The sequence below is a fragment of the Catellatospora sp. KI3 genome, from assembly GCF_029948125.1.
GTDB lineage: Bacteria > Actinomycetota > Actinomycetes > Mycobacteriales > Micromonosporaceae > Catellatospora.
Genome location: NZ_JASAMB010000012.1, coordinates 1 through 20,508 on the forward strand (window position 1 = coordinate 1; position 20,508 = coordinate 20,508).

The 20,508-nt window shown below is 70.6% G+C and carries 17 protein-coding genes and 1 pseudogene; 10 read left to right on the forward strand and 8 right to left on the reverse strand.

The window, feature by feature from the left end:
* Positions 1 to 430 precede the first annotated feature (430 nt).
* Both QEZ54_RS19710 and QEZ54_RS19715 read left to right on the forward strand, forming a co-directional pair.
* Positions 431 to 1,990, forward strand: a complete 1,560-nt coding sequence (locus tag QEZ54_RS19710; RefSeq protein ID WP_281306132.1) for a SpoIIE family protein phosphatase — start codon at positions 431 to 433, stop codon at positions 1,988 to 1,990.
* Positions 1,991 to 2,191: 201 nt separating this feature from the next.
* Positions 2,192 to 4,258: a M6 family metalloprotease domain-containing protein gene (locus tag QEZ54_RS19715; RefSeq protein WP_281306133.1), complete on the forward strand. Its 2,067-nt coding sequence runs from the start codon at positions 2,192 to 2,194 to the stop codon at positions 4,256 to 4,258.
* Between the two features lie 107 nt (positions 4,259 to 4,365).
* Here QEZ54_RS19715 and QEZ54_RS19720 read toward each other — a convergent pair whose 3' ends face one another.
* The gene (locus QEZ54_RS19720) at positions 4,366 to 5,484 is read right to left on the reverse strand and encodes a hypothetical protein (protein WP_281306134.1); all 1,119 of its coding nucleotides are present in this window, start codon (positions 5,482 to 5,484) and stop codon (positions 4,366 to 4,368) included.
* 159 nt (positions 5,485 to 5,643) lie between these two features.
* Between QEZ54_RS19720 and QEZ54_RS19725 the strand changes: the two genes are divergently transcribed.
* Positions 5,644 to 6,087: a hypothetical protein gene (locus QEZ54_RS19725; RefSeq protein ID WP_281306135.1), complete on the forward strand. Its 444-nt coding sequence runs from the start codon at positions 5,644 to 5,646 to the stop codon at positions 6,085 to 6,087.
* 25 nt (positions 6,088 to 6,112) lie between these two features.
* Positions 6,113 to 7,528 carry a cytochrome P450 gene (locus QEZ54_RS19730; protein ID WP_281306136.1) on the forward strand — a complete coding sequence of 472 codons (1,416 nt, stop codon included), beginning with the start codon at positions 6,113 to 6,115 and terminating at the stop codon, positions 7,526 to 7,528.
* 117 nt (positions 7,529 to 7,645) lie between these two features.
* Here QEZ54_RS19730 and QEZ54_RS19735 read toward each other — a convergent pair whose 3' ends face one another.
* Positions 7,646 to 8,200, reverse strand: a complete 555-nt coding sequence (locus tag QEZ54_RS19735) for a snapalysin family zinc-dependent metalloprotease (protein ID WP_281306137.1) — start codon at positions 8,198 to 8,200, stop codon at positions 7,646 to 7,648.
* 55 nt (positions 8,201 to 8,255) lie between these two features.
* Between QEZ54_RS19735 and QEZ54_RS19740 the strand changes: the two genes are divergently transcribed.
* A complete protein-coding gene (locus QEZ54_RS19740; protein WP_281306138.1) occupies positions 8,256 to 9,254 on the forward strand; it encodes a hypothetical protein in 999 nt (332 codons plus the stop codon).
* 108 nt (positions 9,255 to 9,362) lie between these two features.
* Here the strand turns inward: QEZ54_RS19740 and QEZ54_RS19745 are convergent, their stop codons facing one another.
* The 3 genes from QEZ54_RS19745 to QEZ54_RS19755 all read right to left on the reverse strand — a co-directional run bounded on the left by QEZ54_RS19745 (position 9,363) and on the right by QEZ54_RS19755 (position 13,652).
* Entirely contained in the window at positions 9,363 to 11,210 is a 1,848-nt protein-coding gene (locus QEZ54_RS19745) for an RICIN domain-containing protein (RefSeq protein ID WP_281306139.1), read from the reverse strand.
* Between the two features lie 154 nt (positions 11,211 to 11,364).
* Positions 11,365 to 12,675 (reverse strand): methyltransferase, encoded by a 1,311-nt coding sequence (locus tag QEZ54_RS19750; RefSeq protein ID WP_281306140.1) that lies wholly within the window; start codon positions 12,673 to 12,675, stop codon positions 11,365 to 11,367.
* Positions 12,672 to 13,652 carry a hypothetical protein gene (locus QEZ54_RS19755; RefSeq protein WP_281306141.1) on the reverse strand — a complete coding sequence of 327 codons (981 nt, stop codon included), beginning with the start codon at positions 13,650 to 13,652 and terminating at the stop codon, positions 12,672 to 12,674. Before QEZ54_RS19755 ends, QEZ54_RS19750 begins: the two co-directional genes overlap by 4 nt.
* A gap of 183 nt (positions 13,653 to 13,835) precedes the next feature.
* On the opposite strand from QEZ54_RS19755, the gene QEZ54_RS19760 reads away from it, so the two are divergent.
* Both QEZ54_RS19760 and QEZ54_RS19765 read left to right on the forward strand, forming a co-directional pair.
* On the forward strand, positions 13,836 to 15,401 hold the full coding sequence (locus QEZ54_RS19760; protein ID WP_281306142.1) for a serine/threonine-protein kinase: 1,566 nt from the start codon (positions 13,836 to 13,838) through the stop codon (positions 15,399 to 15,401).
* 4 nt (positions 15,402 to 15,405) lie between these two features.
* Positions 15,406 to 15,561: a hypothetical protein gene (locus tag QEZ54_RS19765; protein WP_281306143.1), complete on the forward strand. Its 156-nt coding sequence runs from the start codon at positions 15,406 to 15,408 to the stop codon at positions 15,559 to 15,561.
* A gap of 131 nt (positions 15,562 to 15,692) precedes the next feature.
* Here the strand turns inward: QEZ54_RS19765 and QEZ54_RS19770 are convergent, their stop codons facing one another.
* The 3 genes and pseudogenes from QEZ54_RS19770 to QEZ54_RS19780 form a co-directional block, all read right to left on the reverse strand.
* On the reverse strand, positions 15,693 to 16,451 hold the full coding sequence (locus QEZ54_RS19770; protein ID WP_281306144.1) for an iron-containing redox enzyme family protein: 759 nt from the start codon (positions 16,449 to 16,451) through the stop codon (positions 15,693 to 15,695).
* A 21-nt stretch (positions 16,452 to 16,472) separates the two neighbouring features.
* On the reverse strand, positions 16,473 to 17,246 hold the full coding sequence (locus tag QEZ54_RS19775; RefSeq protein WP_281306145.1) for a hypothetical protein: 774 nt from the start codon (positions 17,244 to 17,246) through the stop codon (positions 16,473 to 16,475).
* Between the two features lie 594 nt (positions 17,247 to 17,840).
* Positions 17,841 to 18,135 (reverse strand): annotated as a pseudogene (locus QEZ54_RS19780) (transposase); the annotation flags it as partial.
* 86 nt (positions 18,136 to 18,221) lie between these two features.
* Between QEZ54_RS19780 and QEZ54_RS19785 the strand changes: the two are divergent.
* From QEZ54_RS19785 to QEZ54_RS19795, 3 genes are all read left to right on the forward strand, one after another.
* Entirely contained in the window at positions 18,222 to 18,755 is a 534-nt protein-coding gene (locus QEZ54_RS19785; RefSeq protein WP_281306146.1) for an N-acetyltransferase, read from the forward strand.
* A gap of 84 nt (positions 18,756 to 18,839) precedes the next feature.
* On the forward strand, positions 18,840 to 19,076 hold the full coding sequence (locus QEZ54_RS19790) for a hypothetical protein (RefSeq protein WP_281306147.1): 237 nt from the start codon (positions 18,840 to 18,842) through the stop codon (positions 19,074 to 19,076).
* A gap of 257 nt (positions 19,077 to 19,333) precedes the next feature.
* Entirely contained in the window at positions 19,334 to 20,506 is a 1,173-nt protein-coding gene (locus QEZ54_RS19795; RefSeq protein WP_281306148.1) for a VOC family protein, read from the forward strand.
* Positions 20,507 to 20,508 lie beyond the last annotated feature (2 nt).

The following is a 20,508-nucleotide window of genomic DNA, read 5'->3' on the forward strand; positions in this document are numbered from 1 at the left end:
GTTCGCGGATTCCCACCGAACGGAGCGGCGCCGACACTTGGGTGTGTGCGACGCGGTGCCCGTCGGCCCCGGCGTCGATGACGGGTGAGCATAGCATGAGCATGACCGCCTGCGCGGTCGCTGCTCGCGGATGATTCCATTGTCACTGCCGTATTTGCGCTGGCGTTCCACTCAGGTTTCGGTGACGTTACCCCGAAATCGAATGCGACCGCCCCGGCGGCCACAGCCGAACCTGCCGCAGGACCGGCCGAAGCCAGCCGCTCGGCCGGGCGTGATCGGTACGAGCCTCGCGCGGTGACACGGTTGCCCTCCCGAGCGCCATCATCGACAATTTTCGCAATCACACTGCACGAGGATGCGGAGTACTGGCGCTCGACGTCGCACCGTCGCCTATCGCCCGGGGTCCGATGGAGCTGCGAGGAGGCTAACCGTGCTGGATCCGGCGGCACCGGCCTCCGGAGACGACCCCTGCGCCAGCCGGGACAGCGAACAGGTCGCGGCGCTGCCGGTGATCCGGGAACTGCTGGCGATGCTGCCGGGCGGCCATACCTGGCTCATGCCGGTACGCGCGCCCGACGGGCAGGTGTGCGACTTCCTCACCGCCGCCACGACCGAGTCGTCCGTCGACATAGCGGGGCGCGGCAGCCGGGAACGGATCGGCAGCCGGCTCTCGCAGCGCTACCCCGGCCTGGTCGGCGGTGATCTGTGGCAGGCCTACCTCCGGGTGCTCGACACCGGGCAGCCGTGGTCGCAGCACGGGTTCGTGCACCAGGAGCAGCGCGGCGGGGTCCCGCAGACGTCGGTCTTCGACGTGTCGGTGCAACCGCTGCGCGGCGGCCTGCTGGTCTCGTGGCACCGGGTCGACGAGGACCGGCGGCGCCTGGACCGCACCGAGGCGCTGGGCAACCTGGGCTGGGTCGAGTACGACATGCTCACCGGCGTGAGCACGTGGTCGGCCGGCTTGTACCGCATCTTCGGACGCGATCCGGCCGACGGGCCGCTCGCACAGGCCGCGCAGGCCGCGCTGGTGCTGGACGAGGACCGGATGGTGGCCGCCGCGGCCTGGCACGACCTCGACGACGCCGGCCGCACCGACATCGTGGTCCGGATGCGGATCGCCGACCGGATCAGGCACCTGCGGGTGCTGGCCGAGATCACGTACGACATCGCCCGCAAGCCGCTGAAGATCTACGCGCTGGTCCAGGATGTCACGGCGTCGGCGGAGGCGAGTTCGGCCCTGGAGAAAGCCGGCGCCGAACTGCGCCGCCACCAGCTGTCGCTGCTGGCCGAGCAGCGCATCGCCGCCCAGCTGCAGCACATCATCCTGCCGGTGCCCGCCGAACCGTTCGACCTGGGCGGCCTGCGGGTGCTGGTGCAGTACCAGCCCGCCGAACGCCGCAGTCACGTCGGCGGCGACTGGTACCTGGCTCTGACCAGTCCGACCGGGACGACCGTGCTGGGCATCGGTGACGTGGTGGGGCACGGCATCGCCGCCGCCAACACCATGGCCCAGATGCGCTACGCCCTCACCGCCTGGGTGAGTATCGGCATAACCGACCCCGACCGGCTCATCGGCAACCTGAACCAGCTCTGCCTGCAGCTGGACACCACCGGGACGGCGCTCGTCGCCCACATCGTGGAGACCAGTGTCGTCTGGGCGCACGCCGGACACCCGGGCCCGCTGCACGCGCGCGCCGGTTCGGTCACCGAGCTCGCCCATCCCCGTGGAGTGATGCTGGGTGTCCTGCCGGAGTTCTCCTACAGCACCGCCGAGCTGACCCTCATGGCCGGCGATCTGATGCTGCTCTACACCGACGGGCTCATCGAGCATCCGCCGGCCGACCCGGACCAGCGGTTGGCTGACATCAAAGGTATTCTCGCCGGCATCTCCGCCGCGGGTCCCGACCAGCCGCTGTCGCGGCTGCAGGAGATGCTGCCAGGTGCCAGCCCCGACGACGACACCTGCGTGGTCGGCCTGCGCCTACGCTGACGTCCCTTGACGCCGGGGCTGTCCTGTCGCGGCCCGAGCGAGTCCGACGTACGCGCACGTCATGCCAGACAGCGGCGATGGCCCCCGCCTCAGGCCGATCCGCCGACAGCCCACCTGCGGACAGCCACGATGTATGTCAATATAGCCATGGCTTGACTCCTACCCACTGAGGGGCGCGCAATGATCGCTTGGAGAAGAGGCATGGCCTGGGCCGCGGTGCTGACGCTGGCCTGGGGCGGGCTGGCCGTGACGCCGGTCGCGGCGAGCCCGCTGCCGGATCCGCCGTCGAACCCGTGGCAGCAGCGGCACTGGCCGCAGACGCAGCCGTGGCAACGGCAGCAGGCCCAGCCCCAGATGCTCGCGGCGGACGCGCCGCGACCGATCGACCAGCAGAACTTCGAGCAACCCGACACCATGACCTGGGACGACTACCGGCCCGTCCCCGGCACGAACTGGGCCAACCCGGCCGTGCGCGGCTCGGTGCGCACCTTCAAGGGCGCGCTCGTGCTGGTGGACTATCCGAACCAGCCCTTCGTCGTCACGCGGCCGGCGAACTCCACCATCTACGGCAATCCGACGAGCGTGCAGAACCTGCCCCGGACGCAGGTGCCGCAGTTCTACAAGGACTTCCTCAACACGCCGAGCCAGCTCAACCACGGCCACACCATCCACGAGTACTGGATGGAGGACTCCGGCGGCCGGTACGGGATCGAGCTCGGGGCCTTCGGCGTCTACCAGATGCCCGCCAAGAGCCACCAGTACGGCATCGACAGCTTCCAGCGCGGCTCGGGCTGTCCGAGCGGCGACTCCTGCCAGCGCGACCTGCGCACCGACGCCCGCGCCGCCTGGGTCGCCGCCGTCGGCAGTGCCGTGGTCGCGCAGTACGACTTCGTCTTCTACCTCAGCGCCGGGCAGGACGAGTCGTCGACCTGGCAGGAGTTCGGCGAGATGAAGTTCGCCACGAAGGAGAGCGTCACCGACGCCTGGGGCCCGCCGGACACGGCACTGCCCAACTGGAACTACACCCGGTACATCGAGTGGACCTCCTGGCAGGCGTCGGCCAACATCTGGCCGAACGCCGTCACCGGCAGCTCCACCCAGGCCGAGAGCTCCGGCATGGCGGTCTACGCCCACGAGTTCAGCCACATCCTCGGCATCGCCGACAACTACAACAACCCGTACTCGACCCCGGCCCGGCGCGCCTACAGCGGCCCCTGGGAGATGCTCGACCGGGGCACGTTCAACGGTCCAGGCGGGCCGCACAGCCGCTGGCTCATCCCGGCCACGGGCGGCGCCAGCATGGGCGCGCAGCACATGCTGCGCAACAAGATCAAGCTCGGGATCATCGACGAGCGCAACGTGCTGCGGCTGTCCCGCAACGCCCTGGCAAGCTCCGGCCTCGTCGTCGCCCGGGTCACCGCCCGGGCCGTCCAGCCCGGCACGACCGGGCTCACCGGCCTGAACGTGGCCCTGGACGGCGGGGACCGCAGCGCCACCTGCAGCACCAGCACCAACCCGAGGTGCGACGGCGGCGGGTACAACAACTACACCATCGAGGTCGTGGACCGGATGGGCTTCGACTCGTTCACCCCCGACTCCGGCGTGCTGCTGGCCAAGACGAAGAACGCCGACTCGGCCCCGTTCATCTGGACCATCGACGCCAACCCCCAGGACATCGACCAGACGGACTTCGTACGCCCCAACGGCACGCCGCAGAAGATGACCATCGGCGACTACCGGCAGCTGTCCGACGCGCTGTTCCACGCCGGCACCGACTCCGGCAGCGAGTACGAGTACATCGACACGGCCAACCGGCTGCACGTGTACGTGCTCGACATCCAGCGCGACGGCGCCGGCGTCCTGTCCTACACCGTCGCCGTGCGCTCGCTCGACGGCGCGGGCCAGCACGTGCGCGGCGTGTCCGTGGCCCCGGCCACCGCGACCGCACCCCCGGCCGACGGCTGGACCACCTGCACGCTGACGCTCCAGAACACCGGCGTGGCCGGGACCGTGCCATCGGGCCACCCGGAGAGCGTGACCTCATACGTCGCCGCGGACGTATACCGGATCTCGGCGACGACCACCAGCACCGGATGGACGACCGCCCTGCCGGCGACCGTGGTCACGGCCAAGTTCGGTCAGAGCGTGCCGGTGCAGGTCCACGCCAAGCGCGGCGCGGGCGCCGGAGCGACCGCACAGATCAAGGTGACCGCGACCTCGGAGAGCAACCAGACGAAGACCGCCACCGCGACCTGCAGCATCGCCTAGGGTCTCCGGCGAGCGGTGAACGGATGCGGCGGGAGGCGGCCCAGCCGAGTGGGCCTCTCCCGCCGCATCCGGTTCGGCGGCCTCACCGGCGGTGAGCGGCTGGTCCGTCAGGTGCCGAGGCGGCGGGAGCCGGTCCGGCCGTCGAGATTCCAGCGCAGGTCGAGGCGGCAGTCCGGGGCCGCCTGGAACTGCGCGACGCCCTGCAGGTGCGCACCGGCGAACCGCTCCTGCGCCGGGGTCAGGTCCACCTGCGGCGGTTTCAGGTCGTCGCCGACCCGGGTGCGGCCCAGCGGCACCGGCAGCTGCGTGGACAGGAACAACGCGACCAGGTCCGCCATCGCACCACCGACCAGCGGGCACGGGCCGCGCAGCGCCGAGCCCGTGTCCGCCGCGCGCAGGTAGTCGAAGTGCTCGCCCTGGTACACGGCCGCGTAGCGGGGCTGGGGCAGGCCGTCCCAGACCTTCGTCGGCTGGTCCAGGTCCTCGAAGACCAGGCCGAGGCCGTCCCCGTCGGCCCAGGCGAAGAACGTCGGCCGGCCGATCGCGGTGAGCACCGCCTGCCGGTCGTTCAGCTCCGCGTACGGCGCGCCGAGGCTGGCGAACGCCGCGAACGCCGGGTTGGCCGCCATCACCCGCGAGCCCAGGACCCCGCCGTAGGAGTGGCCGACCACCGCGGTGGACTCGGCACGCGCGTCGACCCAGCGCCGGTGCTCCCACTGGGTGCGCACCCAGGCCAGGTCCGCGCCCGCGTCGGCGATGGCGGGGTCGTCGGCGCCCTGCGACAGGACCGCGGTGTGGCTGGGCACGACCACGACGTACCCGCATCGGGCCAGCACCGCCGCGAACCGCTCCCAGCGCGCGTGGTAACCGGTGTTCGGCACGCCCGTCGGCGGCTGCCCGTGCAGGAACAGCACCACCGGCCACTTCGTCAGGCACAGTTTGAGCATCGGGGCGTCCGCGGTCGCGCCGTCGTAGCTCGGGTAGTACACGCGCAGGTCGCGCGGCGTGCCATGGGCGGCCGTGGTCAGGTCCTGCACACCCCAGAACACGGGGCGGCCGATGTCGGGATTCCAGGTGACGCCCCCGGACTCGGCCGGATCCTCCGGGCAGCTGTCAGCCGCCGCCTCGATCGCCTCCCGGCAGCCCGGCAGCAGCGTCAGCGCCGCGAGCCCGCCGAGGCCCGCCAGGGCCCGTCGCCGGGACAGCCCGGCCGCAGTGTCCGCCATCGACCGAGCATGCGGCCGCGGCAGGCGCCGCACTGTGCGGTGGGCGACTGCCACCGCTTCGGCTATCCGACACTCGAAGCGGTACCCGCGAGCGCGGCGGCACGTTCTGCCGACCGCGTGCGGGCACGGGGCGGTTCGAACCGTTGGTACGCTTCCCCGATGCGTGACCCCCAGACGCTGCGCGAGGCACTTCCCGGCCGATGGCGGGTCCTGGCGACGACCTTCCCGATGTGGCGGTCGGGGCGCAGGCTGCAACCGACGTTCCGGTACGGACTGGTCGCCGACGAGCCGCTCACCCTCAGCGACGAGGTCACCTACCGCACCCGCGGCGGCGCCACGAAGCGGATCGTCGGCGTCGACCGCTTCGACCCGGCGACCGGCGTGTTCACCTGGCGCGGCCGGGGATGGCTGCTCGTGCTCAGCAGCCGGTGGCAGGTCGAACACCTCAGCGACGACCGGAACCTGATCGTGCTCTCGTTCGCACGATCCCTCGTCACCCCGGCGGGCCTGGACGTCATCGGTCGGGACGGCGTGGAACACCCGAACGCCCGAGAGCGCATCCCCGTAGAGGCTCTCGTTCCGGAGCTGCACTGGTTGCCGTGACATCCGTCCCGGACAATCTCCGGACGTGACCGTAGGCCAACCACCGCCGATCGTCCCGGGCATTCCGCTGCTGGGCAACGCATTGCAGATGATGGGCGACGTCCAGCAGTTCCTCGTCGACTCCTACCTGGACCTCGGTCCGGTGTTCCGGGTACGCGCCCTTAACCAGGCATTCGTCATCATGGCCGGGGCGGCCGCCAACCGTTTCCTGGTCGAACACGGCGAACAGGTGTTCACCAGCGAGGAGAGCTTCGGCGGACTCGATCGGGAGTTCGGCATGCGGGTCCACGTGCTTCGCGGCCGCCCGCACCGGCATCTGCGCAGACTGCTCGCCACCGGCCTGTCCCGCGACCTGCTCGCCGCGCGCTGGGAGCAGGTCGCCGACGAGACCGAACGGATCCTCGACGACTGGGCGAACCGGCCCGCGCTGCCCGTGGTCGACGCGTGCCAGCGGCTCGCCGCGGCCCAGCTGTCCATCGCCTACACCGGTGCGAGTTCGGCCGCCCGGTTCCAGACGCTGCGATCGGCCTTCGAGCTCGTCCTCGACGTCACCATCGCCGGGAAGTGGCCGACCGCGGCCCTGCGCTGGCCGGCCTACCGCCGAGCGCGCGCCGAGATCCACCGGTTCGCCCGCGCCGCGCTCGCCGAGCGGGCGGCCGGGCCGTCCGACGGCGTCCCTGACCTGCTCGACCTGGCACTCGACGCAGCCGACGAGCACGGCGTCCCGTACCCGCTGGACGTGCGGGCGGGGATGGCGCTGCAGGGATACTTCGCCGGTGTCAACACGGTGGCGTACCTCTACAGCTTCATGATCGACGTGCTGCTGCGGAATCCCGGCGTGCTCGCTCGGGTCACCGACGAGGTCGACGCCGCCGGCCGAGCCGGTCGCCTCTCCTTCGACCGGCTGCGCGACCTGCCCGTCCTGCACGGTCTGGTGCTGGAGACGCTGCGGGTCCACCCGCCGGCGCCCGGCTCCGCGCGGACCGCGGCGCAGGCGTTCGACTTCGCAGGTTTCCGCGTCGACCGAGGGCAGCGCGTACTCGTCGCCACCTGCGTGACCCATCAGCTGCCGGAGCACTTCCCCGATCCGCAGCGGTTCGACCTCGACCGGGACTTCGCCGCCGCGCGCAACTCGGCGGTCTACGCGCCGTTCTCCGTCGGCGGCCACACCTGCCTCGGCGCCGGGATGACCCAGGTCCTGTCCGTGGCCACGATCGCGATGCTGGTCCAGCGGCTGCGCCTGTCACCGACGCGACCGGGACGCCCGCTGCGGATCACGGCCACCCCCGGCCCGAACCCCGGCCGACGCTTCCGGATCCACGCTTCTCCTCGCGGCGCGACCGGCGGAGCACGCGGCACGCGATCGCCGGTCGCAGCGCCGCGAAACCTGCCGTTGCCAGGTGGCGCGGAAGGCGACGACCGCGTGGCACACCCGGCGTGAAAACGGGCACGTCGGCCAGGTCCGCGCAGAACAGCGACGCGTCGACCGGCGGGGACGGCCGCCGAAGCGCCGTCCCCGCCGGGCGGCGGGCGGTGGCCGCCGGGTGGCGGCCTGCGGTCAGGCGCCGTCCTGGCGCCAGCCGGCGGTGACCAGCGCACCGCTGGTGAACAGGCTGTTGACCTTGGTGATCTCCTGGGCGTTGGGGAAGGCGCTGGTGCACGAGGTGCCGGCGCTGCTGCCGGACATCAGCTCGGAGCACACGCCGGTGCGCCGGTCGGGCAGGCCGAGGATGTGGCCGAGCTCGTGAGCCGCGATACGGGTCGGGTTGTGGCCCTCGACGGTGGCCTGGCGGCCCATGTACACGGTGCCGCTGCCCAGGGAGTTGACGTAGGCGCGCGGCCAGTTGTTGTCGGCGTAGACGCGGATGTCGACCGGGTGGCCGGCGGTCCACCGCTCCAGGCGTACGTTGCCTACCCGGGCGTTCCAGTTGGCCGCGCCCTGGTGCACCGCGGTGACGAACTCGGCGGCCTGGCTGGCGTCGTAGTAGAGCACCCGCACGGCGGCGGGCGCGGGGGCCGCGGTGGCGGCGCCGACGCCGAGGAGCTGGCCGGTCAGGGCCATCGCGATCGTGGCGAGGGTGGCCACAGTGATCCGTTTGAGGTGAGATCTCATGCCCACAGACGATGCCGCATCACGGCTTGCGAAGCAATGGAACACTATCGATATGATGACAGTTCGAAAGCGCCGGCTGTCGGTACTGCTCACGGTGCTGGTCGCCGCCGTAGCCCTGGTGGTCGACGCCGCTCCGGCGCAGGCCGGTGCGGCCGAGGCGGTCAACCGGTGCGACCAGGGCCTGGTGCCCGAGATCGACACCACCGTCACCGTACGCGCCAACGGCGGCGGCAGCTTCCCCGCCGAGGCCGCGCCCCGCAACCTCATCGAGCAGGGTGACGTCTTCTACGTCATCCCACTTACCGGACCGGGCATGTCGACCGCGAACATGGGCGGCGGCACGGGCAGCTACGGCCCTGACGGCAACGGCCAACCCGCGCCGAGCGGCTGGCCCTTCCCCGGCTTCGCCCAGTACTCCTCGGTGCTGCGCTTCAACAACAACCCGGCCGGCTGGGTCGGCAACCCGGCCGCGGCGACGGGTTTCAACAGGTGCGTGCGCTGGTTCGACAGCTTCCCGATGCGGCTGCTGTTCTACGTCAACGACACCTACCAAGCGGACAACAGCGGCGGGTGGGACTTCCGCATCCTCGTCTACAAGGCCAGCGCCGTGGCGACGACCGCCATGGACAACTGCTGGCACGCGCGTGCCCCGCAAGCGGCAGAGACGATCTTCATCCAGGGCAACGGCGGAGGGAGCTTCCCCAGCGGCGGCAACCCGCCCAACGCCATCGCGGCGGGCAACGTCTTCAGCGTCTCCGCCTCCTACTGGGACAAGGTCGGCATGGGCTGGGGCGCTCCGTCTGTCGGACCCTACGGCGACAGCATCCCGGCGCCCGGCAACTGGCCCTTCCCGCAGATGCTGCAGTACTCGGCGATCCAGCGCTTCAACAACAATCCGGGAGGCTGGGTCGGCAATCCCGAGCAGGCGGCCCTCTTCGGCGGCTGCCATGTGTGGACCAGTTCCCTCCCGGTGCGGCTGCTGTTCTACGTCAACGACACATACACCGGCGACAACTCGGGGGCGTGGCGCTTCGACGTCCGCGTGTACCGGTAGATCTGAGGGTCTCGGCGTGCGCTGCGACGGTGGTTCGCCACCGGCAGGCACCGGCCGGAAGCCCGATGGGCTTCCGGCCGGTGCCTGCCGACGAGTCCGGGCGGCCTGTCAGACGGGCCGCAGCGTCCAGATCAGGTCGCGGTTGTCACCGACGACAGTCTGCTGGTCGAGCGTGGACCCACTACCCGCGGTCATCCGGAGGGTCTTGCCGCTGTACCGGTTGACCAGGAAGTATGTGCCGTCGGCGACCCGCCGCAGCGTCCACTCCTGCCGAGTCGCGGCGGCGCAGGTGGCCTGCCGCACGCCGATGCCGGCCGCCGTGCTGGCGCTGACCAGGTCGAGGCACAGGTTGCTGTTGACGTTCAGCAGCTTCCAGTACGAGCCGCTGGCCTGGAGCTTCCAGCGCTGGCTGGTCGCACCGGACGGCGCCGCATGGGTGATCAGCGCCCCGGACGCGGTCGAAGCCCCGGCGACCTCGGCGTTCTCCAGGTTGTTGATGCCCTGGAGGTAGTAGACGCCGTTGTTGACCGGCCCCGGGTCGGTGATCCGGTTGAAGACCCACTTCTGGTTCGCGGCGCCGGTGTAGGGCTGCTGCTGGACCGGGGTCGGGTAGGCGCCGGAGACGGTCAGCGCGAGCCCGGACAGCCAGTCGAAGATCGCGTACTGGCCGCTGCCGACGGGCAGGTAGGCCAGTCGCATGCCGTCCTGGCCGGCGCAGTAGTACTGCAGGGTGGTGGTGCCGGGGGTGGTGCCGCTGTAGGAGCTGTCCAGGCACATGCCGCTGCCGGTGTTGATGAACTGCAGTCCGGTGGTGTATCCCATGAGCCACTTCTGGCTCGGGGTGTCCACCCGGGTCCGCTGGCTCAGCTCGACCAGCCCGGCGGTCGACGCGCCGATCGGTTCGAGCGCCTCACCGGTGGAGGCGCTGGTGATGGCGTACGTCCAGCCGACCTTCGGGTGGGTGGTGACGTCGGCGGTCCCGCCCGCGATGAAGTAGGCGCTGTTGGCGGTGTTCCAGTGCGTGGCCAGGTAGCTGCCCGCCGTCGGGTTGGCGTTGAAGTAGTCGTCGCGGTTGCAGTCGGGCAGCCGGTAGTCGTTCCACTGCAGGCAGGTCCACGTGGGGGTGCCGCCGTAGCACATCAGGTCCCACTGGTCGAGGCAGTGCCAGCTGCCGTCGGTGTGCGGCGCGGTCAGCTGCGCCGCACCGAGGGTGTGACCGAGCTCGTGCGCGATCGCGTTGGCACCGAAGCAGCCGGGGATGGCGTCGACCCGGGCGAAGCTCTGGCCGTTGTTGAGGTTTCCCGCGCCGGTGGTGAGGTCGTCCGGCTTGATCTCGCCGACGCCGCAGATCACCGTCGCCTCGGTCAGCATCAGGTACTTGCGGTCGTTGCTGTTATACCCCAGGTTCTGCGCGGCGGTCTTGCTGGTGTCGAGGGTCGCCAGCGAGCCGGCGGGCACCACGTGGTTGCGGACCACCGCCGCGCAGCCGCCGGACACCGCGGTCGTCACGAACCGCAGGTGGCGGCTGCGGTTGCTGACGGCCGCCTGGTCGTTGAACTGGTCGTCCGCGTTGGCCAGCCAGGCCCGGATCATCGGCAGCAGCTGCGCGTACCGGTCGGGCATGGTGGCCTCACGCAGGTACAGCACCTCGATCCGCTTGCCTGACGTACCGTCGCCGTCACACGCGACCAGCTGCGGGCCGGCCTGCTCGACGGACACGCCCCGGGCGGCGAGGTCCTTGGTCGTCAGCGCCGCCGGGCCGCTGCGTTCACCGATCCTGGCGCCGGGGAAGACGTCGTATGAGGCGGTTCCGCACGAAGCCGGCCTGGCGCCCGGGTCGGGGCCGGTGCATGGGTCGGCGGGCGTGCCGGCCGCGACGGCCGGTGTGGAGGTGCCCAGAGCGGCGGCCAGCAGCACACCGCTGAGAGCCACGCTGAGGTGTCGCCGAAGCAACATGATGCTCCTGTCGTCAGTTGTCGTCTACATAGGACCACTCGAAGATCATCCTTTCATCTACCGCAAGACATATCGAGCGCTGACAAATGATGCAAGATCCGCCACAAAGCATTGACATGCGCCCGTACGCCTGAAACTGGCCAATGCAGGCGGGCTACCTGCGAACCGCGGCGCGAGCGGGGTGCGGGGCGGCGATGAAGGCGTCCGCGAGTTGCCGGGCCAGCCAGGCGACCGGGGGCAGGAGCAGCAGCCAGCTGACGTACGCCCAGCCCAGGTGGGTGTGCTCCAGCGCCCGGGCGACCGCGGCCGCACCGCGCGCCTGATGCCCGTCGGGGCCGGTGTACCGGGCACGCCACAGCACCTCGGGGTGGTCGGCGGCGGCGGCCACCACCAGGTCCGCCGGATGCCGGCGCAGCAGCCAACCGGTCACGGCACCGCACGGGCCGCAGTCCTGGTCCAGCCAGACGGTCGCGGCGGGTCGGGGCAGCGGACGCAGCCGGGGCATCCAGGCGCGGACCTGGCCGCGGTAGGCGCGCCAGGCGGGCCCGAACCGGGCGGCCAGGTCGGCCTGCTCGTGCGGTGCCGCCAGTGCCGCACTGAACGCGACGGCGGCCACGGCGGTGGCGGCCAGGGTGAAGCTGCCCGCGCCCACCGCGAGCACCAGCATCAGCAGCGAGGCGCTGAGCTGCATGGGGTTGGCCAGGTAGGCGTACGGCCCGGTGCTGACCAGACGTTTCGGCGGGTCCCAGGGGTAGGGCGTGCCCTGGCCGCGTACGGCGAACTCCCGCATCGCCGCCAGCGCCGGCACCGACACCAGCGCGGCCAGCTGCGCCAGCAGCGGCAGCACCGGGGACGGCAGCCGCCACAGGTGGTTCCAGGAACCGTCGCCGTAGGTGAACGCCGAGGTGGGGATGAGCCACAGCACGGTGCCGGAGAAGGTCAGCAGCTGCAGCAGCACGCGCGGGTAGAGCCGCCGGTCGCGGGCGGTCCAGCAGCCGAGCAGCTGCGCGGGCAGCGCCACTGCCACGATCCCGGCCAGCTCGCCGAGCCACCAGTGCGGACCCAGCTCGACCAGGGGGTCGAGCCGGGGCATGGCCAGCAGGTCCAGCCACAGCAGGAGCAGCAGCGCCAGCGGCGTCCGCAGCGCCCGGTGCGCCAGCACCGGCACCGGCCCCCACAGCACCGCCCAGCCCAGCCACAGGTCGACCGGCAGGCCGCGCCAGGCCCCGTCCACCGGGGTGTACGACCACCAGCCCAGCCGCTGGGCCACCGTGTCGAGCGCGGCGATGCCGGTGGCCGCCGCGATGAAGGACAGCAGCGCCGCACCGCGCAGTCGGCGCCGTTGTGCCGGATCGGGTGTGCGGGCGCCGGGCCGCAGCGCGGTCAGCGCCGCGCCGCCCAGCGCCGCCAGGGGCAGCACCAGGCAGGCGTAGCGGGCGACGGTGAGCGTGACGGCGGAGGTCATCGCAGGTCGAGCATGTCGAGCAGGTGCTCGCCGCCGGCGTGCATGAGGGTCTGCTGGATCGGGCCGAAGTACCAGAACGGATCCAGCCTGCGCTCGTACGCGATGTCGAGGGTGACCTCGGTGTGTCCGGCGTCGACGGCGCGCCAGGTCACCGCCGCGTGGCGCCAGTGGAACCAGCGCGCGTTGATGGTGGTGTCCTCGACGAATCCGAAGCCGACCCGCTGCGCGGAGCGTTCGGTGATCTCGGTGACGATGTGGCCGCCGGGGCCGTGCGCCGAGCCGTGGTACGCGAACATCCAGCGGTCGCCCAGGTCGAGGCCGTCCCCCTCGACCTGCAGCGGGGTCGGCATGCTGAGCATCCGCAGGGTGACCGACCGCAGTGCGGTCGGCTCGGGTCCGTCGGCGAGCCGTGCGGCGACCTGGTCGACCGTGAGCGGCAGGACCCGTACCACGAAAGCGGCCTGCTGCGGGTTGACCCGGACCTCTGGTGCCAGGCCTTCTCCGCCGCTGATCAGCAGCAGGGGCAGCACCAGGGCGTAGGTGCGGCTGCCGCGCCGGACCGCCTGGACGACCGCGGTGACGCCGAGCGCGACGGCGTAGACCAGCGGTGCGGCGAGCACCACGCAGATGAAGCCCTCGTGCAGGAAGACCGCGGTGAGCAGCAGCACGATGGTGACGACCTTGGTGACGCGGCCGTAGACGTTGCGTACCGAGGTGAGGGTCAGCGCGACCGCGAGCAGGGTGGGCAGGCCGACGAAGACCATGGCGCTGTCGGTGCGTCCGTCCAGCACGGTCGCGACGAACGCGACCGCGCCGACGACGGTCACGATGGCGGCGACCGCGAGCCTGGCACGCAGCGAGGCCCGCGGTTCGGGCCGGTCGCCGGGCTCGGGCACCTGCCACTGCGGCAGCAGCTGCTCGGCGCCGGGCCGGGGCCGGTCCGGTCGGGGTGGTTCGGGCAGGTCGGAGTGGTGCACGGCGTCTCCTTAAGCGATCGCTCAACGGCTTTCGTCGGCGACGGTACCGGTGTTTGAGCGGGCGCTCAAGATGTTGTGGCGCTGGTCGCAGCGGCAGGTCGGCTCCGGCTGCGATCTCAGGAAGCGGAGGCGACGACAGTCCTATGTATAGTCATGCGGACTCCTGCCGTGACGGAGGCTGCCATGCATGAGGACCGCCTGTTCGTAGGCCCCCGCTCCGCGCCGGACACCTACCGCCTGCTCCAGTTGCTGGGCGCGGGCGCCGAGGGCGAGGTCTGGTCCGCCGAACGGAGCCTGTCGCAGCAGGGCCGCCAGCGTGTCGCGATCAAGATCCTCGAACCCGGCCAGGGCCGGGACGTCGAGTCATGGGAGCGGCACTCGGCGCTGCTGCGCAGCGTCCACCACCCGGGCCTGGTCCGGGTGCTCGAACTGTTCGTCGGCCCCGGTCGGCACCGCGCCGGCGAGCCGGCCCTCGACGAGCGCCACTACGTCGTCATGGAGCACGTCGAGGGGCAGCCGCTCCCCGACTGGCTCGTCCGCGTCCGTGACCGGCCGCTGCCCTACCGGCTGCGTACGCTGGCCGGCGTGGCCGCAGCCCTCGACGAGCTGCACTCGGGCCGGCAGACGGTGCAGGCGGTCGCCCACGGCGACGTCAAACCCGGCAACATCGTGGTGCGGCCCGACGGGTCGACCGTCCTGGTCGACCCGGGCCTCATGCGGATCGCCGACGGCACCCTCATCACCGGCCGATCCGCCCCGTACGCGGCGCCCGAGCTGTTCCAGCCCGGTGGCACGATCGACCCCGCCACCGACCGGTTCGCCTTCGCCGCCACCGTCGCACACGCGGTGCTGGGCGAGCAGCCTCCGGCGCGGGCCGACGGCTACGGGCTCGACCTGAACCGGCTCACCGAGCGGCTGCGCGCCGATCCGATGTGCGGGTCGCTGACCACCGTCCAGCGCCGGATCCTCGACGCGCTGGCGGCAGCCCCGGCCGGCCGGCCGCCGCACCTGTCCGCCTGGCTGGCCACGCTGGTCAACGAGGCCGACCCGACCGTGGTGCTCCCAGGCGGCGATCCGCGGCACGCGCCGCCGACCGTCGTGGACGCGCTGCCGCCCTGGACCCCGCCCGCGACACCGGGCGAGCCGCGATCCCGGTCGACCGCCCTCGTGGTCGCCGTCGTCCTGCTGAGCCTCGCGATGCTCGCCGTCTTGCTCGGGGCGGCCGTCTTCGGCGGGCTCCGCCTGCTCGAACCAGCCCAGGCGGACGGCGATCAGCACGAGACCACGGCACGGCCGACCGCCGCCGCGGCGAGCGCACCGGCGGCATCGCCGTCGCCCCTGCCCTCGCCCGCTGGATCCACGGCGGCCGACGGGCTCACGCGGGCACGCGACCTGCTGTCCGGCACCTGGAAGGGAACCTACCGGTGCAGGCAGGGCCTCACCGGGCTGACACTGACGGTGTACGTGGACGACGACCAGACGGTGAAAGCCACGTTCGAGTTCTACCCGCATCCGGGCAACCCGGACGTGCCCCGGGGCTCCTTCGCGATGGAGGGCTCGTACTCCGCCACGACCCTGGCCCTACGACCGGACTACTGGATCTCCCAGCCCGGCGACTGGGTGATGGTCGCTCTCGGCGCCAGTCTCCCGCCTTCCGGCAAGCGGATCCGCGGCGAGATCGCCACCGCGGGATGCAGCGACTTCGAGGTCGTGAAGATCTCTGACGACACCCGGTTGCCGCCGGTCTAGTGCCGTGACCGCTAACGTCTACCGGGTTGGCAGCCTGGACGTGGCCCGCGAAGGCCTTCCCATGGGTTATCGCGACGATCTGGCTTCCGATGTTCAGCGGCTGCTGAACGAACTGTGTATCAAGCTGAATAAAGCGCAGGTCGAAGCCCGGCTTCCCTAACGTGGGAAGCCGGGCTTCGAACTCTATGTGTGCACAGTGGCCGCAGGATGAGAGGCGGTGGTGACGTGGGCCGCCCGGCGCGACTGGCTGGGAGTCTCGGCGCCTACTGCCTTTGCCCGGTCGGACTTCGGTCAGCCGAGGCCGGCGACCCGTTGGTGCAGTCGCGTGTAATAAGTGATGCGGGAGTCGACCCCGATCTGGGTGCCCTTGACGAAATCGCTCGGGTCTGCCCCAAGCTCGATCATGGACGCCGCCACCACCTCCATAAGCGAGGCGTGCTGCTCGTCCTCGGTGATGTTGGCATCGAGGAAGCGGCGGAAGTCGCAGTCGGGCCAGCCGGTCTCGAACGCGCCCTTGATCGCCGTGTACTCGGGTATGAGCAGCCGCTCGCTGCCCATCCCCAGCACGCCGACGGCGGTCAGCGGCGACGTGGCGCAGGCGCTCTCGATCTCGCGCAGGAACTCGACAGTCTCGGCGAACGGAGTGACGTCCCCTGGTGTCAGACCCACGGATCCGCCGAGCTGGTGCAGCAGCCAGGGGTGGGCCAGCGGCGCGACGCGGTCGCGCAGCGGACCATGCTCACCCCGGGCGATCTGCATGATCATGGAACGGATGTGCACATGCCCCAGCGAGGCGGCGAGGTTCATGAGCAACTGCGCGAACGGGTTGGTGACGATCAGCTCCTGGCTCACCCAGAGCCGGAGGATGTCGCGGGACACGCCGGCGGCCGCGAAGAACGGGTGGTCCTGGATGCGGGACTCGTCGACGTAGGTGATCGATTCGATGATCGCCGGATGCGAGACGTCACCGGCGACAGGGGCGAACCACTCGTCGTAATGCCAGTTCAGGGTGGATGGAACGCCGAATTTCAACGATGAGGCAAGTTGCACGCCATCTCCAGTGAGGATCGTTCATCTTCCACTGAGGTTCGGGCGACTGGCCTGGTTGAGGACCAGCGCAGTCTGTCCGATCCAGAAGTCGTGAAGGTCGGGACTGACTCTAACCCACTGGCGCACTCGTGGCCTGCGCTCAACGGGAATTTGATAGTACACCTGACTCTCCCGACCCCGATGTGGTCCGTACACCAAGTACTCCCCCTGCGAAACGGGCAGCTTCGACCACAGATCCTCGGCCAGTAATGCGAAGTTGAGACGCGTATCGAGAAACTCGCTGAAATGGGCTCGAATGCTTTCCGCACGCGTTTGCAGATGCACTCGGTCGGGCAGGATGTAGGTGTATTTCACGCCTCGGGCGAGGTTGGCCCGCATGACGTCCATGAAGTCGAATAGGGGGTCCTTCTCGCCGCCCAGCTCAGCCAGGAGCTCGTCGGTGACCAGCCAGATGTCCTGCACGTTGGCGGTCCGTTCGATCTCAACCAGGGCGGGATCGGAGATGATGTGCGTGGCCGCGAGCCCGAGGTCCGAACGCAGGCGTTCCAGCCGCCGGTTGTATTCGACCAGGCCGGTCTGGAGATTGTTAGACATCGCCAGCAGGGTCTGCCGGTCCTGCGACAGCTCGGTGTTCATCACCGTCACGATCTTCGTGTGCAACTCGGCCGCGCCGTCCTCGTGCCGGTCGAGATGGCGCGACACGATGCGGTGCTGGATGAGCAGTGCGGTCGCGGTCGTCGCGATGGCCACCACGCCGAGTGCCAGCAGTGCCCGCCAGAAGCTCTGCGACGTCATGCTCTCCTCGAGGTATCCGAGGACGAGGATCAGGATTCCCAGGGCGGCGCCGACTATCAGTTCGGCCGAAATCAGAGCATTGCTTCTCGGACCCGGTGACAACGAAGCCCCCACCCGCTCGTCTGATCGTGGAGATAGTCTCGCACCTATTCAATAATGATCGCCATGCGTCGTCGGGCGCGCGGTGAACCAGCGCTGTCACATCGCTGTCGATGCTCTGACCGATGTGGATGCGAGCCGTTCAGAATTGTCGGCTCGCAGCCTGCTCGCCGTGGCCCGGCAGGGGCGAAGCGGTCATGACGATCTGTGTGGCACCTGTTTCGGACGGCGTGGGCATCGGTGCTGCCTGGCTTGAGCACGGCTTGCCCATTGGGTACGGGTGGCTGTCCTGGTCCGATGGGTGCATAGCCCAGAGTTCGCAGGTTCAAATCCCGACGGGTCCGCCAGGCAGCCCGGACACTCGACGCTGCCACCGCGGCGCGGCCTAGTGCTCTGGCTGTATATGTTCGCCGGCTTGGTCAGGCTGCGGTGGTGAGTGGGCGTCCGCCCCAGCCGATGCCTGCGCAGGTAGGCGTGCAGTGCCCGGGTCTGGGCGGTGTGGTTGCGGTGGTGGAGTTGGCGATGGTGAACTGGCGCAGCGGGCCGAAGTTGGCCTCGATCGGTTGGCCCAGGAGGCGTAGGTCGGGGTGAAGCACAGTTCGACGCGGTTCTTGCCGGCCCAGTGGCGGATCGTCTCGCTCTTGCGGGCGGACAGGTTGTCCATGATCACGTAGATTGGGGCGCCGTCGGGGCGTGCGGCGCGGATCGATTTCAGCGCGGCCGGGGTGTTCGTGGTGGCCTTGCGGCGGCGGTTGACGCCCCGCGGTCTGTCGTCGCCGACGGAGTAGCAGCAAGTCGCCGCGAACGGAGCCGCGGCTGCGCGCCGACCCGGCGAATTCCGTTGACGGCGGGCGGAGAAGGCCCGATGGTGCGGTGATGATAGTTCGACGTGAACGCTCCGATGATGTCGACGCGATCCACGCTGTTACGGCGGCCGCGTTCCGCGGTGTCGCGCACAGCGCACCGCCGGTAGTGCCAGGTGGCGATCCAGGTGAGGCGACGCTCGTCTCGTGGCTGCGCGACGATGCCGGTTGGATTCCGGAACTGTCGCTGGTCGCGGTCGAGGACGACCAGGTCGTCGGCCACGTTCTCGCGACGCGGGCTCATGTCGATGACCGGCCGGTCCTCGGTCTCGGGCCGCTGAGCGTCCTCCCACACCGACAGCGAGCCGGCCTGGGTACCGCCCTGATGCACGCCGTCCTCGGCGCGGCCGACGCGCTGGGTGAGCCCCTGGTCGGGCTACTCGGCAACCCTTACTACTACGGCCGGTTCGGCTTCGTTCCAGCGCGGTCGGTCGGGGTGGCCGCGCCGGTCCCCGCATGGGGTGACAACTTCCAGGTCCGAACCCTCAGCCGGTACGAAGGCCTGGCCGGCCGTTTCCGGTACGCCGAACCGTTCGACCGGTTCTGAACCGACCCAACTGCCGGGACAGACCCTCCGATTAGATCGGTTGCTATCTATTCTTTACTTAACCGCTCTATCGATGGAGGAAAGATGCGCAGAGTAAAGATGGCGATCGCGGCGACGGTCCTGGTCGGCGCCACCGTGTTCGTCGGAGCCACGCCCGCGCACGCGACACCCAGCCTTCGCGGCGTCGTCTACGACTACTCCGAGTGCGTCCGGATCGGCAACTACGGGATGCAGAACTACGGCTGGACCGGCCCGCTCCAGTGCGTCTGGTACCCCAGCGGCAGCACCTACCCCGCCGGCTACTGGTTCATCTACGCCTGACGCGCGGCGTCCGACCGGCCGCGAAGTGACCGCGACGGTCTACGGGCCGCGGACCGCCGGGCCGTTCGATCGGGACGGCCCGGCGAGACTTTCCGCGCCATAGCCTGGCATCGGCGCACCCGGCCGCCGCCGACCACGGCGGCGGCCGGGTGGCACGCCGGGCAGCACGGCCACGAAAGCGCGCGCGACCCTGGCCGCCGCCTCCTCGTTCAGCACCCGGATGGAGGTCGTCCCCGCCGCGCTCTACAGTGCTCGGCATGGCAGAGATCGGAGCCGATTGGCGGGCAGTCGATGGCGTCGCGACGGCATGGTTCGACGCGGCTTCGCTGATCGAGGGCGCCGCGCTGGCCGGGCGCATCGTCGAGCTGTCGGCCGAGATCGTGGTCGAGCTGCGCCCGACAGGCGTGCGCGTACGCCTCGACTCGAACGAGCACGCCGAGGCGGTGTCGGCGGCCGCGCGGGAGCTCGGGCTGGCCGCGAATCCGGCTGCCCTGCAGCACCTGAGCGTCGTCTTCGAATCCGCGGACCCGGCTGCGGTGAGCCGGTTCTGGCAGCGGGTACTCGGCTACGCACCCGGGCAGGACGGCGGTCTGGCCGATCCGCTGCGGCGCGATCCCGCGATACGGATCAGGCCGTCCACCGAGCCACGCCCGCTGCGAAACCGCATCCACCTCGACGTGGTGCGGCCCGCCGCAGCGGTCGAGCAGGCGAGCCCCGGTGCGGCCTCAGGACCGTACGGGGTCTGCCACACCGACCCCGACGGCAACGAGGTCGACCTGGTGCCGGGCGCGGCCCTCGACGACGAGAGGACAGCCGACTGGCAGGCGGTGTTCAGCGCGATGGCGTGCTACCGCACCACCTCGCCGACGCAGCAGCGCGACCTCGCCGCCGCAGCTGCGGCACTTGCGCAGGACGTGGGCTTCCCGCTGCTGATCGATCTGCGCCCCGGCCTCGTGATCATCGACAGCGGCAAGGACCAGTACGACGGCGACGCGCACGGTTTCGAGCTCGACTTCACCGACCTCGCCGCGGACGTCCAGACCGCTGCCCGCGGACTCGGGGCCGTCGCGGATCCCGCACTGCCGCGCTTCGCCCAGCTCTTCCTCGACGCCGCCGATGTACCCGCGGTCCGCGCGTTCTGGGTGGCCGCACTCGGCTACAGCCACGACCGGCGGGCCGGGGTCAGCGACATTCACGATCCGCGACGGTTGAACCCGGTGCTGGTGTTCCAGGAACTGGACACCTCGGAGACGGAGCGGCGCCGCCAGCGCAACCGCGTCCACTTCGAACTCGCGGTGCCGTCAGACCTAGCGCAGACGCGCCTCGCCGCGGCCCTCGCCGCCGGTGGCCGACTCCGTGGCGAGTCGGAGAACCGCTGGCTGATCACCGACCCTGAGGGCAACGAACTGGCGCTCGTCAGCGGGGCATGAGG